17 protein-coding genes are annotated in these 15,474 nt (G+C 62.3%); 8 read left to right on the forward strand and 9 right to left on the reverse strand.

Translation table 11 applies throughout. The annotated features are described in order from the left end of the window. Window positions 1-146: 146 nt before the first annotated feature. Both SB753_RS03385 and SB753_RS03390 read left to right on the forward strand, forming a co-directional pair. Window positions 147-2,123 (forward strand): sigma-54-dependent Fis family transcriptional regulator, encoded by a 1,977-nt coding sequence (locus SB753_RS03385; protein ID WP_410798961.1) that lies wholly within the window; start codon window positions 147-149, stop codon window positions 2,121-2,123. A gap of 258 nt (window positions 2,124-2,381) precedes the next feature. After that, a complete protein-coding gene (locus SB753_RS03390; protein WP_408167026.1) occupies window positions 2,382-2,693 on the forward strand; it encodes a 2Fe-2S iron-sulfur cluster-binding protein in 312 nt (103 codons plus the stop codon). Window positions 2,694-2,743: 50 nt separating this feature from the next. On the opposite strand, the gene SB753_RS03395 is transcribed toward SB753_RS03390, so the two are convergent. After that, entirely contained in the window at window positions 2,744-2,947 is a 204-nt protein-coding gene (locus SB753_RS03395; RefSeq protein WP_020066236.1) for a DUF1653 domain-containing protein, read from the reverse strand. A 29-nt stretch (window positions 2,948-2,976) separates the two neighbouring features. After that, window positions 2,977-3,621, reverse strand: a complete 645-nt coding sequence (locus SB753_RS03400; RefSeq protein WP_020066237.1) for a transcriptional regulator — start codon at window positions 3,619-3,621, stop codon at window positions 2,977-2,979. A gap of 195 nt (window positions 3,622-3,816) precedes the next feature. Between SB753_RS03400 and SB753_RS03405 the strand changes: the two genes are divergently transcribed. The 5 genes from SB753_RS03405 to SB753_RS03425 all read left to right on the forward strand — a co-directional run bounded on the left by SB753_RS03405 (window position 3,817) and on the right by SB753_RS03425 (window position 7,405). Then, on the forward strand, window positions 3,817-4,035 hold the full coding sequence (locus tag SB753_RS03405) for a hypothetical protein (protein WP_020066239.1): 219 nt from the start codon (window positions 3,817-3,819) through the stop codon (window positions 4,033-4,035). A 533-nt stretch (window positions 4,036-4,568) separates the two neighbouring features. Beyond that, on the forward strand, window positions 4,569-4,850 hold the full coding sequence (locus SB753_RS03410) for a hypothetical protein (RefSeq protein WP_027775843.1): 282 nt from the start codon (window positions 4,569-4,571) through the stop codon (window positions 4,848-4,850). Between the two features lie 163 nt (window positions 4,851-5,013). Then, a complete protein-coding gene (infA, locus tag SB753_RS03415) occupies window positions 5,014-5,289 on the forward strand; it encodes a translation initiation factor IF-1 (protein ID WP_013343004.1) in 276 nt (91 codons plus the stop codon). Between the two features lie 382 nt (window positions 5,290-5,671). Beyond that, window positions 5,672-6,247 (forward strand): ANTAR domain-containing response regulator, encoded by a 576-nt coding sequence (locus SB753_RS03420; RefSeq protein WP_020066242.1) that lies wholly within the window; start codon window positions 5,672-5,674, stop codon window positions 6,245-6,247. Between the two features lie 9 nt (window positions 6,248-6,256). Then, a complete protein-coding gene (locus SB753_RS03425; protein ID WP_410798964.1) occupies window positions 6,257-7,405 on the forward strand; it encodes a CmpA/NrtA family ABC transporter substrate-binding protein in 1,149 nt (382 codons plus the stop codon). Window positions 7,406-7,556: 151 nt separating this feature from the next. Here the strand turns inward: SB753_RS03425 and rhaS are convergent, their stop codons facing one another. From rhaS to rhaM, 6 genes are all read right to left on the reverse strand, one after another. After that, entirely contained in the window at window positions 7,557-8,564 is a 1,008-nt protein-coding gene (rhaS, locus tag SB753_RS03430; protein WP_027775846.1) for a rhamnose ABC transporter substrate-binding protein, read from the reverse strand. A gap of 55 nt (window positions 8,565-8,619) precedes the next feature. Continuing rightward, on the reverse strand, window positions 8,620-9,636 hold the full coding sequence (locus SB753_RS03435; RefSeq protein ID WP_088173882.1) for an ABC transporter permease: 1,017 nt from the start codon (window positions 9,634-9,636) through the stop codon (window positions 8,620-8,622). Further along, window positions 9,629-10,690: an ABC transporter permease gene (locus SB753_RS03440; protein ID WP_131318747.1), complete on the reverse strand. Its 1,062-nt coding sequence runs from the start codon at window positions 10,688-10,690 to the stop codon at window positions 9,629-9,631. Before SB753_RS03440 ends, SB753_RS03435 begins: the two co-directional genes overlap by 8 nt. After that, window positions 10,687-12,216, reverse strand: coding sequence for a sugar ABC transporter ATP-binding protein (locus SB753_RS03445; RefSeq protein WP_410798965.1), 1,530 nt, complete (start codon window positions 12,214-12,216; stop codon window positions 10,687-10,689). The genes SB753_RS03440 and SB753_RS03445 overlap by 4 nt, the downstream gene beginning before the upstream one ends. Window positions 12,217-12,277: 61 nt before the next feature. Further along, window positions 12,278-13,171 carry an amidohydrolase family protein gene (locus SB753_RS03450; RefSeq protein WP_410798967.1) on the reverse strand — a complete coding sequence of 298 codons (894 nt, stop codon included), beginning with the start codon at window positions 13,169-13,171 and terminating at the stop codon, window positions 12,278-12,280. 54 nt (window positions 13,172-13,225) lie between these two features. Further along, window positions 13,226-13,549 carry an L-rhamnose mutarotase gene (rhaM, locus tag SB753_RS03455; RefSeq protein ID WP_088174007.1) on the reverse strand — a complete coding sequence of 108 codons (324 nt, stop codon included), beginning with the start codon at window positions 13,547-13,549 and terminating at the stop codon, window positions 13,226-13,228. 127 nt (window positions 13,550-13,676) lie between these two features. On the opposite strand from rhaM, the gene SB753_RS03460 reads away from it, so the two are divergent. Next, window positions 13,677-14,672 carry a LysR family transcriptional regulator gene (locus tag SB753_RS03460; RefSeq protein ID WP_408419030.1) on the forward strand — a complete coding sequence of 332 codons (996 nt, stop codon included), beginning with the start codon at window positions 13,677-13,679 and terminating at the stop codon, window positions 14,670-14,672. A 15-nt stretch (window positions 14,673-14,687) separates the two neighbouring features. Here the strand turns inward: SB753_RS03460 and SB753_RS03465 are convergent, their stop codons facing one another. Further along, window positions 14,688-15,470 carry an SDR family NAD(P)-dependent oxidoreductase gene (locus tag SB753_RS03465; protein ID WP_087753323.1) on the reverse strand — a complete coding sequence of 261 codons (783 nt, stop codon included), beginning with the start codon at window positions 15,468-15,470 and terminating at the stop codon, window positions 14,688-14,690. Window positions 15,471-15,474: the final 4 nt, after the last annotated feature.

Raw genomic sequence — 15,474 nt, forward strand, 5'->3', positions numbered from 1 at the left:
GTGCGTCGAGCCGCCGCGGTATTTTCCCTGCCGCACACAAGCGTTGACGTCCTGTACTATCGGTGCTGGGCCGCAAGCGTGCATGCTGCGCTGCGGCATCGAAAGGCGGGCAATGTACCCGCCTGTCCGATTACCGGAGACATGCCTTGACCCATCGCACTGCAACGCCGCCCACCGTGGGTCGGCCCGACGTCATCGCGCAAGCTCACGCGCGCTCGGTCGAACTCGGGCTGCGCGCATCGGAAACGCCGGATTTTCATCCGCTGAACCGGCTTGCACTGCGCGAACTGGTGGATCGCAATCAGTCGCTTTATACGCACGCATTGCCGGTCATGGAAACGCTGCACGCGCAGATCGTCGACACGCAAAGCATGGTGCTGCTGACCGACAGCCGCGGCGTGATCCTGCACAGTCTCGGGGACAGCGACTTCGTCGAGAAGGCGAACCGTGTCGCGCTCTGTCCGGGTGTGTCGTGGGCGGAGGCCGATCGCGGCACGAATGCTATCGGCACTGCGCTCGTCGACGCGCAGCCGACCGTCGTTCACGCAGATGAACACTTTCTGCACGCTAACCGTATTCTCACCTGTTCATGCGCGCCGATTGCCGATCCGTTCGGGCACACCATCGGCGCACTCGACGTCAGCGGCGACACACGCGGCTTTCACAAACACACGCTCGCGCTCGTGCGCATGTCCGCGCAGATGATCGAAAATCATCTGTTCTCCAATCAATTCGCCGATGCGGTCCGCGTGCACTTCCACGCGCGCGCCGAATTCATCGGTACGCTCTTCGAAGGGCTTGCCGCGTTCGGCGCGGACGGTACGTTTCTCTCGGCAAACAGGAGCGCGTTGTTCCAGTTCGGCCAGCCGCTCGCCGCTTTGCAGAGACAACCGTTCCACGCGCTTTTCGGCGTCCCATTCGCCCACGTGCTGCAGCAGATCGCGCGCGCGCCCGGCGAGAACACCGTGCTTACGTTGCCCAGCGGAGTGCGGGTCGTCGCGCGCGGCGAATATTCCGCGCAGCGTTATGTGACGCCGTCAATCGGCGAGACGGAAGGGTCGCGCAGCGTTGCGTCGAAAAGTGCACGTGGTGTGCCGCATACCGCCGATCCGGCGCCCCTCGCTACGCTTGAAACGCTCGACACCGGCGACGCGAAAGTGGCCGCGATTCTGGCGCGGGTGGCCAAGGTTCGCGGTCGCGATATTCCCATTTTGATTCTCGGCAAAACGGGCACCGGCAAGGAGTGGCTCGCGCGCGCGATCCATCACGATTCGCCGCGGCGCGCGGCGCCGTTCGTCGCGTTGAATTGCGCATCGCTGCCCGATACGTTGATCGAAGCGGAGTTGTTCGGCTATGAGGACGGCGCGTTCACCGGCGCTAAAAAGCGGGGCAGCGTCGGCAAGATCGTGCAAGCCGACGGCGGGACGCTGTTTCTCGATGAAATCGGCGATATGCCACTCGCCCAGCAAGTACGGCTGATGCGCGTGCTGCAGGAACGCACGGTGCTGCCGCTCGGCGGTACTCGCGCGATTCCGGTGGATCTGCGGATCGTGTGCGCGACGCACCGCAATCTGCGCGCAATGATCGCAGAAGGCACCTTCCGCGAAGATCTGTACTACCGGATCAATGGACTCGTAGTGACCTTGCCCGCACTGCGCGAGCGCACGGATCTCGCCGCGCTGGTCGAGCGGATGCTCGAACTCCAGCCCCAGGCCGACGGCTTGCCGCGCCGCGTTTCTGCGGCGGTTCTCGAGCGCTTCATGCAATGCCGCTGGCCCGGCAATCTGAGGCAACTGGCCAATGTACTGCGCACCGCAAGCATCATGGCCGAGGGCACGGATCAGATCGAACTCGACGATCTACCCGAAGACTTTCTGCACGATTGCGACGACGCGACGGCCGACGAGAACGCGCCGTCAACCCTCGAAGCCGTTGATGATGCGACAGGCGATGCAGGCAGAGCGCACACGCCTCAGCCTTCGCGAATGGACGACTGGCAGGCAGCGCTAATCGCGCAGACGCTGGCGCGCCTCGACGGCAACGTGTCGGCCGCGGCACGAGAACTGGGGCTCGCGCGCAATACGGTGTACCGGTATTTGCGGCGCGGTGGGGCGGCTCATTAGGTGTTGTTGGTGCGGGGTTGTTGGTGCGGGGTTGTTGCTTAGTGCACGCGCTGCGACCGTGTCACCGCGAGCCGCCAGCCGCATGCTGCTAGTCGAGTGCTGCTCGTCGAGTGCCGCTCGTCGAGTGTTCGCCTCATAAGCTTCGCACTGCGGTCGGCAACCGCGTGGCGGCCGGTTCACGGCGCCGCCCGCCTATTGGCCCCGCGCGTTCTCCATCCGCCGTGTAAAGTGTGACGCGTCCAGCAACACATTCACACGATGTCCGATCAAAACCGCCCGCCTCTCGTTCGCGTGGAGCCGCTCGGCTGCAGCTTCGAAGCACCCGATACACTGACGATTCTCGAAGCCGCCGGCTTTGCGAACCTGCGTCTGCCCCGCTCGTGCCGCAACGGTACCTGCCGAACATGTCTGTGCAAAATGACAGCTGGACGCGTGCGCTATACGATCGAATGGCCCGGACTCAGCCGTGAGGAAAAACAGGAAGGCTACATCTTGCCGTGCGTTGCGATCGCCGAAACGGACGTGGTGATTGAAGCGCCGGAAGCGACAGAAGTCCCGCCATCCCGCTAAACAGCGCGGCGAAAGGGTCCTCGATGCGGATGCGTCCGGTGGGCGCGCGTTCACTCTATCGCAGCAAAGCGCGGCACCTTCGCGCCCTCATGCTCCACTTGCTCGAAGAACACCGACGCCGGGCGCGTCCAGATCGTGCCATTGGCCGCTCTGTAGACGATCATCGTGATAGCCGGATCCGACTCCAGCGTCGCCTCGCATATCAGTTCGTAAATACCGCCTTTGTAATGCCGGTAACGTGTGGTCTGCACCATTCAATTGTCCTTGTGAGAAAGCGCCAGATTCAGCCGCCCTCTTTCATCTGCTTCAGAATTTTATAGACGGTCGCGCGCCCCATCGTCAGCACGGCGGCTACGTAATTCGCCGAACTGCGTCCGCGAAACGCGCCCTGCGCATGCAGCGCCTCGACGATTTCACGCTTATGCTCGCGTGTGAGCGCGTTGATGCCGATTTGCCGCTCGCGCAGCCACGTATGCAGGTAAGTATTGATCCGGTCCTGCCAGTCGTCGCGAAAGAGGTCTTCGGCAGGTGCATCGGTCAGATTGCCACCGCGGATAAACAGATCGAGCGTGGAGCGCACGTCCTCGAACACCGCAATATTGAAGTTGATGCACAGCATGCCGGCGGGCTTGCCGTTGTCGTCGAACAGAATGTTGCTCACGCAACGCATGCGCCGGCCGTCCCAATTGAGCTTCTCGTACGGGCCGATGGTGCGGCCGCGCGCCGCATAATGCACTTCGTCCAGCACGGAGGGGCCGCCTACTTCCAGCTTCGACAGATTATTCACGAGGTAGGCGATGGTCTGATCCCGCAAGTCGTGAATCACAACCTCCGCGCACGGGTAGAAAAGCGCAGCGATGCCGTCGGCGATGGGAGCGTAACGCTCGAGCAGCAGGTCTTTCACAGGAGACACGGTTGTCTGGCGCATTGAAAATGGCAGCGTTCGAGGGCGCTGTGTTGAAGGCGAATGATCGAAAATCGGGCAGTTCCAGCGATGCGCGGCCCGCCCGGCAACTCGCCATTGTAGCCACCCGCATGGCCGGCGGAGCGCGGCGAATTTTGTCCTCGTGGCAAGCGCTATTTTTTCGTGCGATAAAAGGCGATCTACTTCACGGAGCAGCAGATGGCAACGCTCGAAGCATTTCGCGCCGTGCTCGACGACAAGAGAACGCCGGAAATCATTCGCAACCACATCATCGATTCGCTGCAATACGCGCTGCGCAATCACGGCCAGATTTTTACGTCGAAGGAAGTCGAATGGCTCGCCGCGTGGGACGACGCGCGCATTCCGCTCGCGGCGTCCCGTGAATTGCAGAAGCGCATTGCCGAAACGTCCGGCTAACCGGCTTTTCTGGTCTTTCCTAGGCTTTCCCGGTCTTTTCCGCTCTTTCGGGCTTTCTGGCGTCCCGCCGGAAGCCCTTCGGGCGGGCGGTCTGTTCGTGCGGGGAACTTTTTGCTATCCAATTAGCCCTATTTAGTGCATCATATTGGAATAGTCGTATTCCGCATTTGCAGCACTGGCAGTCTCAACCCGGCATTTTTTCGCGGCATCTCCGCAACACCCCCGACTGTTCGGCCGCCGCCCGCCGGCGATCCCGTCACTCCGGCAATGCGCCGCCTGCATTAGCCGTCGCGAGTTGTGCAGCTGTGTTGTTCAACGGGTTTCCGCTTCCCACCCGCTGTCCGCGCGACATCAGCGTGTTTTTTCTCCATCGAATCCGCGACTTTGCGCGGCGCGCTCAAGCCCTTCCCATTGGGCCTGTGCCAACCTTTTTCCATGGCGGCGCGCCTCAAGGTGCTGCGCTGCCCGGCCAGTCGTGCCGCGCGTAACACGCGTGACACACCGGCCACGTAATACAGGATACTTATATGCTTATGAACTCAGCAGTCAAGACGTACAAGGGTTATGAGATTCACCCGCTCGTCTATCCGCGCCGTCCGACAGACGGTCAGACGAGCCGCAATCCGGACGCAGGCTACGACGCGTCCGTGCGCATCTGCCGTGTCGGCGCCAATGCGGCGGCCGAAGGCCGGGTGTTCCGCCTGCAGTATCTGTTTCCGTTCGACGGCACGGGCAAGGCGCGCATTGCGTGCATGGCTCACGCCGAACAACTGATCGACGGCCGCGTGGACGGCCAGTCGGTCGCCGATCTTTGAGCGGCACGAGCCGCGGCAACACGCGCGGCACTAGTATCTGCGCATAAATCGGCGCATAAGCCGGTGCCGCAAGCGGCGGGCTCGAACCCGCTGGCAACCGTATCAGATGCAGCGCCGCCGCAAGGCGTCGCGCACCCCTTATCCCATCGACCAGGAGTTATGCATGGCGAAAGAAGAACTGCTTGAACTTGACGGTATCGTCGACGAAGTACTTCCGGACAGTCGTTACCGCGTGACGCTCGACAACGGCGTCGTAGTTGGCGCTTACGCGTCCGGACGCATGCGCAAGAACCATATTCGTATTCTCGCGGGCGACCGCGTGACGCTGGAACTGTCGGTCTACGACCTGACCAAAGGACGGATCAACTTCCGTCACAAAGACGAGCGCGCAGGCGGTGGCGGCGCTGCCCGTAGCAACTCGCAATTCCGTCGCCGTTAAGGCGAACGGCACGCGGCCCCGTTCGGGCTAGCTGGCGTGCCCCTGCAGCAACGTAGTTCGCGAAGCCTTTCGCGCGCCTTCTCCGGTTCGGCTCCAGTCGAATCTGAGCGGCGCGCAGCGGCGGCGCTTTATCTCATCAGTTCGTCGCGACGATCGTTGCGATGTCAATCGCGCTTGATGCGCTCCTGCCGTTTGGCTGTACCCCCATGCTCGCTTCTTTTCGCGCCGCTTCGGTGCATGGCTCTTGCACGCCCTTTTGTGGTGCATGACTTCAGTTGTCAAGCTTACGTTGAATCCCCGAGACGCCGCGCGTACAAAGGCTTCGCGGTTAATGGCATAGACGTTGCTTGAATGATGGTCAGTCGTCGATTGCCACTACTCCATGCTGCGTGTTCTCCTCGTCACCGATACCGACAAGCCGATAGGCGACCTGCGTGACGCGCTCGCCCGCCTCGGCTACGAGATGCTCGCCAGCACTGCGACGCCGCACGCGTTGCATAGCGTGGTTCAGAGCGAACGGCCGGACGTCATCATCATCGATACGGACTCGCCTTCGCGCGATACGCTCGAACAGCTCGCGGTGATGAACGCGACCGCTCCGCGCCCGGTCCTGATGTTCAGTCACGACGCCAACCAGCAGCTGATCCGCGACGCCGTCGGCGCGGGCGTGACCGCCTATCTCGTCGAAGGGCTGGCAACCGAACGGCTTGCGCCGATTCTCGAAGTCGCGCTTGCGCGGTTCGCGCAGGAATCGCAGCTGCGCGAACGCCTCGCGCAAGTCGAAAACGAACTTGCGGAGCGCAAGCTGATCGACCGCGCCAAACGCCTGCTGATGGATCAGCAGAAAATCACCGAGCACGCCGCCTACGCAACGCTGCGCAAACGCGCGATGAATCAGGGCGTCAAGCTCGCCGAGGTCGCGCGCGCGGTCGTCGCGTCGGCTGAATCGCTCAAGTGAAGCACGTCCATGAACACTCCCAGTCACCTCGCATCGTCAGCATTAGCGCCGTTGGAGAAGACCCACTTGCGGCTCGGCTTCGTGGCGCTCGCCGATGCCGCGCCGCTCGTCGCCGCGAAGCTGCTTGAATTCGGTCACGCGCACGGCCTCACGCTCGAACTGTCGCGCCAGCCTTCGTGGGCAGCCGTGCGCGACAAGCTGCTATCCGGCGATCTCGACGCGGCGCACACGCTCTATGGCCTCGTCTACGGAGTGCAACTCGGGCTGGGCGGTCCGCAAACCGACATGGCCGTGTTGATGGTACTCAACCGCAACGGCCAGGCGGTCACACTGTCAAGCCGTCTCGCGGATGCACTCGCCGAACATGGCAACTTGCCCAAAGCGCTCGCTACGCTCGGCCGCAAGCCGGTATTCGCGCAGACGTTCCCGACCGGTACGCATGCGATGTGGCTGTATTACTGGCTCGCTGCGCAGGGCGTGCACCCGTTGCGCGACATCGAAAGCGTGGTGATTCCGCCGCCGCAAATGGTCGCGGCGCTCGCAGAAGACAAGCTCGACGGCCTGTGTGTCGGCGAGCCGTGGAACGCGATGGCCGAAGCGGAAGGCGTCGGCAGAACGGTCGCGTATACGAGCGAAGTGTGGCCCGATCACCCAGAGAAAGTGCTCGCATGCCGGCGCGATTTTGTGAGCGCGTATCCGAATACGGCGCGCGCACTCGTACAGACGATGCTCGAAGCGTGCCGCTGGCTCGACGGCCCCGGTCATCGCACTGAAATCGCGCGCTGGCTTGCCCGGCCGGACTATATCGGCATCGACGAGGCCCTGATCGCGGCGCGCTTTGGCGACAAAATTCCTGCCTCCGTGCCGCGCGGTTTGCCAATGCGCTTCTTCGACAACGGCGAGGTGAACTACCCGCACGCATTCGAAGGCGCGTGGTTTCTGACGCAGTTCGAGCGCTGGGGCATGATCGACGCACGCAGCGATTACACGCAGATCGCGGAGAGCATCAACCAAACCCAGCTTTATCGCGAAGCCGCCGCGCAGGTCAAGGTGGCGGTGCCCGCGCAAGAGAACGCGCGAACGTTCATGGACGGCAAGGTGTGGGACAGCGCGACGCCGTCCGCTGGTTTTGCGCGTGCATTCGAAGTTCGACGATAAGCTTGCATACCGGGCGCGAACTCCGATCCGGAGCAAGGTAAAGGCGATAGACGCAGATATTCAGGTCGGTGTCATCAAACAATGCGCGAGGTGCACCACGGTGTATCGCACCGCGCCCTGTGCACCTCGCTCTCCGCCCCGACCGCCGCGCTCAGAAATTAAACTTGTCGATATTGCTCGCATCGAACGTTGTCGGCGGTCCGAGAATGATCTCGCCTTGCGGACCGATGGTGCGCTTGCCGAGCTTGCCCGCATCGAACGATTCGCCTTCCTTGCCGTTGATCGTTCCCGACGCAAGCGCTGCCGCCGCGTAGCCGGCGAGATAGCCCAACTCGTTCGGGTCCCACAACTGGAATGCCTTGACCGTGCCGTTTTTCACGAACGCGCGCATCTGGTTCGGCGTGCCGAGGCCCGTTACCGCGACTTTGCCCTTGCTCGACGACGACGAGATGTAACGCGCCGCCGCCGCAATGCCGACCGTAGTGGGCGCGACAATCGCCTTCAGGTTCGGATATGCCTGCAGCAAACCTTGCGTTTCGACAAACGACTTCTGATCGTCGTCGTTGCCGTAAGCGATTTTTACCAGTTTGATCTTCGAGTACTCGGGCTTTTTCAACTCCTCCTGCATCCACTTGATCCACGTGTTCTGATTGGTCGCGTTCGGCGTCGCGGACAGCACCGCGAATTCGCCCTCGCCGCCCATCAGTTTCGACACGAGTTGAATCTGACCACGGCCGATGCCTTCCGCGTTCGCCTGGTTCACGAACAGTTGACGACCCTCGGGTGCCGTGTCCGAATCGAATGTGACGACCTTGATGCCTTGCGACATCGCCTTCTTCAGATAGGGCACGACCGCGTTGGCGTCGTTGGCGGCAATCACGATTGCATCCTGACGCTGGGTGATCAGCGTGTTGATGTACTGCACCTGCGACGACGCCCCGGCATCCGACGGCCCTACCACCTTGCCCACGCCTCCGAACTCCTTGATTGCGGCAAGGCCGCCGTCGTCGGCAATCACTTCGTATGGGTTGTTGATCTGCTTCGGCACGAATGCGATCTTCAGGCCGTTTTTCAGTCCCGCGGCGGGCGCCGCGCAACTGATCGCGAGCAACGCAACGCAGAGCGCCGCCGCGCCGGTGTGACGTAGTGGTTTGAACATGAAGTGTCTCCTGCCGTGTAGTTGGACGTTGTACTGTCCGGGTTTGATGATGACGTTATTGAGAAGAAGCGGACCTCGCGATGAAGCGCCGGTCACGCGCCGCGCGCCAGCGCGCAACCAGATTGGGTATCAGCACCGATGCAAGCAGCAATACGCCGGTGACGATGGTGAGCGTCTCGCTCGAAACGTCGTCGAGCGTCAATGCGTTCTTGAGCACACCGATAATCAGCAGCGACAGCAGCACGCCGATCATCGAGCCGCGTCCACCGAAAATGCTCACGCCGCCGAACAGTACCGCTGCGATCACCGACAACTCGAAGCCCTCGCCGTTGTCGCCCCGTGCGCTGGTGAAACGCAGCGTGTAGACCACGCCCGCAAGCGCGCTCATCAGACCGGACAGCACGAAAAGACGCAACCTGATCTTCGTGACTTCGATGCCGGAGAACGCGGCGGCAGTCGGATTGGCGCCGATTGCGTACAAGCTGCGGCCAAACGCTGTGGACTGCAGCAACACGGTGAACAGCACTGCGCCGACAATCACGATCGCAAACGGCAACGGGATAAAAGTTCCGCCGAGCGTATCCATGCCGAACGCCGTATAGGCCGGGGGAAAATCGGCGACGGCCTGGTCGCCGAGAAGCACGTAGGCAAGCCCGCGAAAGAGTGCGAGCGTGCCGATGGTCACCGCGAGCGATGGCAGGTTCAGCTTGACGATCACGAGCCCGTTCAGCAGGCCCGCCAACGCGCCGGCAACCAGTACGAGCGCGATCACGACAGGCATCGGCAAGCCCATGTGCCACAGCACACCCATTAACGCGCTGGATGCACCGAGTACCGAAGCCACCGACAGATCGATTTCAGCGGCAACGATGATCAACGTCATCGGCAGTGCCATCAACGCGATCTCGGTGAGATCCGCCAGCACGTTGCTGAGATTCGCACCGGTCAGAAAGACCGGCGACAGCACTCGCCCGAGCGCGATCGACAGAATCAGCACGATCACGAGCAATACTTCCCATTGCAGCGGCGTTTCGCGTTTGCGCGTGAGCAGCGCGGAATCGGGTTTAGCCATGATCGCGTTTCCTCATCATGCGTTTGGCGACGGAGCGAGCGAGCAACGTATCGGCGGTAATAGCCGCGACGATCAGCGCGCCTTCGATCGCCTGCTCCCAGAATGGAGAGACGTGCAGCACGACCAGTGCAATGCTGATCACGCCCAGCACGAGCGCGCCGAGCGTCGCACCGAGTATCGTGCCGACGCCGCCCGTGATCGCGACGCTGCCGACAACGGCAGCCGCGACGACCTGCAGCTCGATGCCCTTTGCGGTGCTGGCGTCGACGGTGCCGAAACGCGCAAGCCAGAGCGCGCCCGCGAAGCCAGCAATTGCACCGGACAGCAGAAAACCCGCCATGACCCGTCGTTCGACGTTGACGCCCGCGAGACGCGCCGCCTCGGGATTCGAGCCGATCGCATAGTGCTCACGGCCGCCGCGAAACTGCTTGAGGTAAATAGCGAGAGCAAGCAGCACGACGAGCGCGATCAGCGCAAGCGTCGGTATGCCGAAAAAGGTGCCAGTCGCAAGCCGCGAAAAGGTATCGGGCAGACTGGTGGCGTTGATCTGTCCGCCGTGCACCCACGCATAATCTGCACCCCGAAATATATAAAGTGTGGACAGCGTCGCAACGAGCGACGGCACGCGCCCCACCGCCACGAGCAGCGCATTGATGCCGCCTGCCACGAGACCGATGCCGAGCCCCGCCGCGAGGGCGACGACCACCGGCATCTGCGGAAACGCGACGTACAGGCTGCCCACGGCATAGGCGCTGATGCCGACCGTCGAGCCCACCGACAGATCGATATGACGCATCAGAATGACCACCGTCATGCCCGCGGTCAGCAGGCTGATGATCGACACATTGAGCAGCACGTCGCGCAGATTCTGCAGATTCAGGAACTGCGGCCTCGCCAGAGCGGTGCCTACGATCAGTAGAATCAGCACGACGAACAGCGTCGTCTCGCGGCTCTTTGCGAGGTTCGCTGCGAAGCCGCCCGCTGTGGCCGGCGGGCGCTTGGATGGCGGCGGCGCCTGGACCGGCGCGGGGTGAGTCGAAGAATGGCGCATCATGCCGCGTTCCCTAACGGTGGAATCGGTTGTCCCAGCGCCGCGGCCATGATGCGTTCTTCGTCGGCCTCGGCACGTGCAATGTCCGCACTGATACGCCCCTCGTGCATGACCAGTACGCGGTCGGCCATGCCCAGTACTTCCGGCAATTCGCTCGAAATCATCAGCACTGCCATGCCGTCGCGCACCAGTTCGGCAAGCGCGCTATACACCTCCGCTTTCGCGCCGACGTCGATACCGCGAGTGGGTTCGTCGATGATCAAAACCTTCGGGTTCGTGGCGAGCCACTTGCCCAGCACGACTTTCTGCTGATTGCCGCCCGACAGCGTGCCGACCGGCGCATTGGGATCGCCCGCTTTCAGCCGTAGGCGCGTGCCCCACTGGTTCGCGAGCTGCGTCTCGCTGCGTGTCGTGATGAGACCATGTCTGACGAGACGGCCGAGCACTGTCATCGACGCGTTGCGCGCGATGCTCAACTCCAGCGCGAGTCCTTGCTGCCGGCGGTCTTCCGGTACGAGCGCGAGGCCGGCGCGCACGGCAGCAGCGGGACTGCCGGCCGTAAGTGGCTTGCCGCCTATCTGGATGTGGCCGGCGTCGAGCGGGTCGATGCCGAAAATCGCACGCGCGACTTCGCTGCGACCCGCGCCGACCAGCCCCGCCAGCGCCACGATTTCGCCTGCCCGCACGTCGAAAGAAATGTCCTTGAAAACGCCCACGCGCGTGAGCCCTCGCACCGACAGGCGCACTTCGCCAGGCGGTCGCTCCGCTTTCGGATAGAACGTCTCCAGATCGCGGCCGACCATTTTTGACACGATCGCGTCGGTGTTCAGATCGGCGGTCATGCCGTCGAACACCTTCGCGCCGTCGCGCATGATGGTGACGCGTTGCGTCAGCGCGAAGACTTCATCGAGACGGTGCGTAATGAAGAGTATCGCCACGTCGCGCTCGCGCAGCTTGTGCACGATTGCAAAAAGACGTTCCACTTCCGTCAGCGACAAGGCCGCTGTCGGTTCGTCCATGATCAGTACATTGGCGTTCAGCGACAACGCCTTTGCGATTTCGATGACTTGCTGATCTGCAATGGACAAGCCGCGCACCAGGTGATCCGCGCGCAGATCGACGCCGAGCGAGGCGAGCAGTCCGTCTACCTCGCGGCGCATCGCGTCGTATTGAATGCGCCCGAACCGGTCGACCGGTTGCCGTCCCATGAAAATGTTTTCGGCGATCGACAGATCGAAGAACAGTGTAGGTTCCTGATAGATCACCGCGAGCCCGGCATCGCGCGCTTGAGCAGGCGTGGCGAAGCGGCGCGCGACGCCGTCCACCAGCAGTTCCCCGCTATCCGGCTGATGCACGCCTGCAAGGATTTTGACGAGCGTCGACTTGCCCGCGCCGTTCTCGCCGAGCAGCGCGTGCACTTCCCCCGGCCACAACGAGAGATCGCCGTCCGATAGCGCGCGGACCCGGCCGAACGATTTGCTCGCATGCCGCAATTCGAGCCTCGGCACGGCGGATATAGGTTGCTGCACTGCGTGTCTCCTTCTTTTACGTTACGGCGTGCCCGTCCTGCTTGTGTCCACGCGACCCGCTTCAGATGCGATAGAAACGCTCGGCGTTACCGCAAAAGAGCGCCTCTTTCTCTGCAGCGCTCGCACCTTCGACAATCGTTGCATACGCATGCCACAAACCCGCGTAGGAGCCGAACAAACGATCGACGGGAAAGTTCGACGCGAACATTGCGCGCTCGACTCCAAACGTGTCGATCGTTTCGAGCACGTAGGGCCGCAAGCTTTCCACAGTCCACTGATGATCGAACATCGCAAGTCCGCTGATCTTCACGCAGACGTTCTCGCAATCCGCCAGCATGCGCATGCCGTCGCGCCATGCCCGGTAACCGGCGACGCTGTCGCGATCGACGAACATGCCGGCATGGTTGACGGCGAAGCGCGTGTCGCCATAAGCGCGCGCCAACGCCGCGGCCTCTTCCATTTGCGACGGATAAAGTTGCAGGTCGAACGACATGTCGTAACGGCGCAGCAACGCAAAGTTCTCACGCCATTGCGGCTCGCGCATGAAATGGCGGCCCACATAGTCGAACAGCCTGTTCTCGTGCACGTTGAGAATCTGCCGGATGCCGCGCGTATTGGCAAACGACGCATGCGCTTCGAGCAACGCGGGCGCATCCGCTGAAGAAAGATCCACCGCGGCGACAATCGCGTTCGGCATGCCGCGCGATTCATGACGATCCGCAATGCCTTGCAGCCAGCGCGTTTCCTCGACGGGGTCGGCGGGATCGTGATTCGCTTCCACGTGCACGACTTTCTTCACATCGATATCCCCGGCTTCGCCGAGCAGATCGGCGAGCAGATAATCGTGCTTCAGGTCGCGCGCATCGCCAACAAACGACACGCCGGGATTTTCAAGCCACGGATAGCGATGCGTCTTCAGGTCCCACAAGTGAATATGCGAATCGACAACCTGCATGCGATGCCTCCGTCGTTTCAAGCGTGTAATTCAGCATGAACGTCAGCCCGAAGTTCAGCCGAGCGAACTCAGACGAAACACCTGTTCGAGCGGTTGCTGATGCGGCGTGTGGTCCGGCGCTGTATGCATGATGTCGGCCATGTAATCCCACCATTTGCGCATGACTTCGAGTTCGGGGAGCGCGTCCATCGTGTGATGCGTGGTTCGCGTGAGCACGGCGAATAGATGATCGGTGCCGGGGTCGAAGAAAATCCGGTACTCGCGCACGCCCGCGTTGTGCAACGCGTCAACAAGTTCTGGCCAGATCTCGGCGTGACGGCGCTCGTACTCCTCGCGCATGCCGGGGTTGAGCACCATCCGGAAAGCGATTGTCTCCATTGCGGCTGTCTCGTCGTTATTGGCGCCTTCGCGGCGAGGCGCCTGCAAAGACTATAATTCGTGCGTCGATAGCATCTCAATCCGTAGTTGGGATTGGGCGATCCACAAACCGAATCGCACGGCAACCATGAGCCAACTCTCAGCAACTGTCGCACTCGTCAATCGGCTCAAGTTCAAGCACCTTGCGCTGCTCGTCGCGCTCGACGACGCGCGCAACCTCCACCAGGCTGCCGAAGCGGTGAACGTTGCACAGCCGAGCGCCAGCCGCATGCTGGGCGATATTGAAGAGGCGTTCGGCTTTCTGCTGTTCGAGCGCAACGCGCGCGGCATGACGCCCACGCCGCTGGGCGTCGTCACGCTGGCTTACGCACGGCGTGCGCTCGCCGAACTCACGCGTTTCGCCGAAGACCTGGAAGTCAAACGACGCGGCGGACATGGACAGTTGACCGTTGGCGCGATCATGGGCGCGGCGCCCGATCTGTTGGCAATGGCCGTCGCCGCGTTGAAAACCGAAAGCCCGTTGCTGAACGTGCGCATTCTCGGCGAGACCAGCGACCAGGTGGTGCAATTGCTGCATCGCCGCGAAGTCGACCTTGCGCTTGGACGACTGACGAGTCCGTTGCAACACAACGATTTCAGTTTCGAGCCGCTCGCGCGCGAGACCTTGCTGCTCGTCGTGCGTTCGGTGCATCCGCTTGCGAGCCGCGCGCGCATGACACTGCGCGAACTGATCGACTGGCCTTGGGTTGCACAGCCGGTAAGCAGTCCGGCGCGCGTGTTGTTCGAGGAAGAACTCGCGCGTGCAGGACTTGCCACGCCGGTCAATCTCACCGAATGCGCGTCGATCTTCGCCACACTGCAATTGCTGGAAAACTACGATGCGGTCGCGATGCTGCCGGAGTCGGTAGTGCGCGATCATTTGCGCGGCAAGCTGCTCGTTGCGCTGCCGCTCGAGATCGGCAAGAGCCTTGCGGGCTTCGGCATTCTTACGCGCAAGGAAGAAACGCTCGCCGAACCCGCGCTGCGCTTCATCGAACTGCTGCGCGGCTTCTCGCGGCTTCTCGCACGCGAAGATACCGTTGCGTCCGCGCAAGCCGCTGCTGCATCCGCTCCGGTCAGTTGATTTCGGCATCGCGCGTCATTGCAGATTGACGAACAGGCCGCCGTCCACCAGTAACGACGCGCCCGTCACATAACGCGCGCGGTCGGACGCGAGGAACACCACGCATTCGGCCACGTCTTCGGGACGGCCCAGTCGGCCCAGCGGAATGCGCTTTTCGAAATAGGCCTTCTTCGCTTCGTCGGCGAGATCTTCGGCGTTCAGATCTGTTGCGATCGTGCCGGGCATAACTGAATTGCAGCGGATGCCGTACGGTCCTAACGCAACCGCGCATGACTGCATCAGCGAATGAACGCCTGCCTTGGTCGGCGTGTAATGCGTCTGCATGCCGCCGCCCACTAGCGCGCTGATCGAACTGGTCGCCACAATCGCCCCGCCGGTGCCTTGCGCTTTCATTTGCTGCGCGGCCGCCTGCGTGACGTAGAACGCGCCGTTCAGATTGACCGCGACTGTCGACTCCAGCACCTCCGCCGGCATGTCGAGAAACGCATGGAACGGACAAATGCCCGCGTTGCTCGCGAGCACGTCGACCTTGCCGAACGCTTCGACGGTCTGGCGCACGAGTAGCTGGCCCGTTTCGCGCGCGGCAACGTTGCCTTCCACTGCGATCACGCGCCGCCCGAGCGCTTCGATCTGCTCGACCACTTCGGCGACCGCGGAACGGCGTCCGTACGACGCGTCGTTATCGCCCCAGTAGTTGATCGCCACATCCGCGCCTTCCGTTGCGCACGCAACGGCTATCGCGCGGCCAATGCCGCGTGAGCCGCCGGTGACGATCACGACCTTGTCCTTGAGAAGCACGTCA

The sequence above is a fragment of the Paraburkholderia sp. SIMBA_053 genome (assembly GCF_046534895.1).
Lineage (GTDB): Bacteria > Pseudomonadota > Gammaproteobacteria > Burkholderiales > Burkholderiaceae > Paraburkholderia > Paraburkholderia caledonica.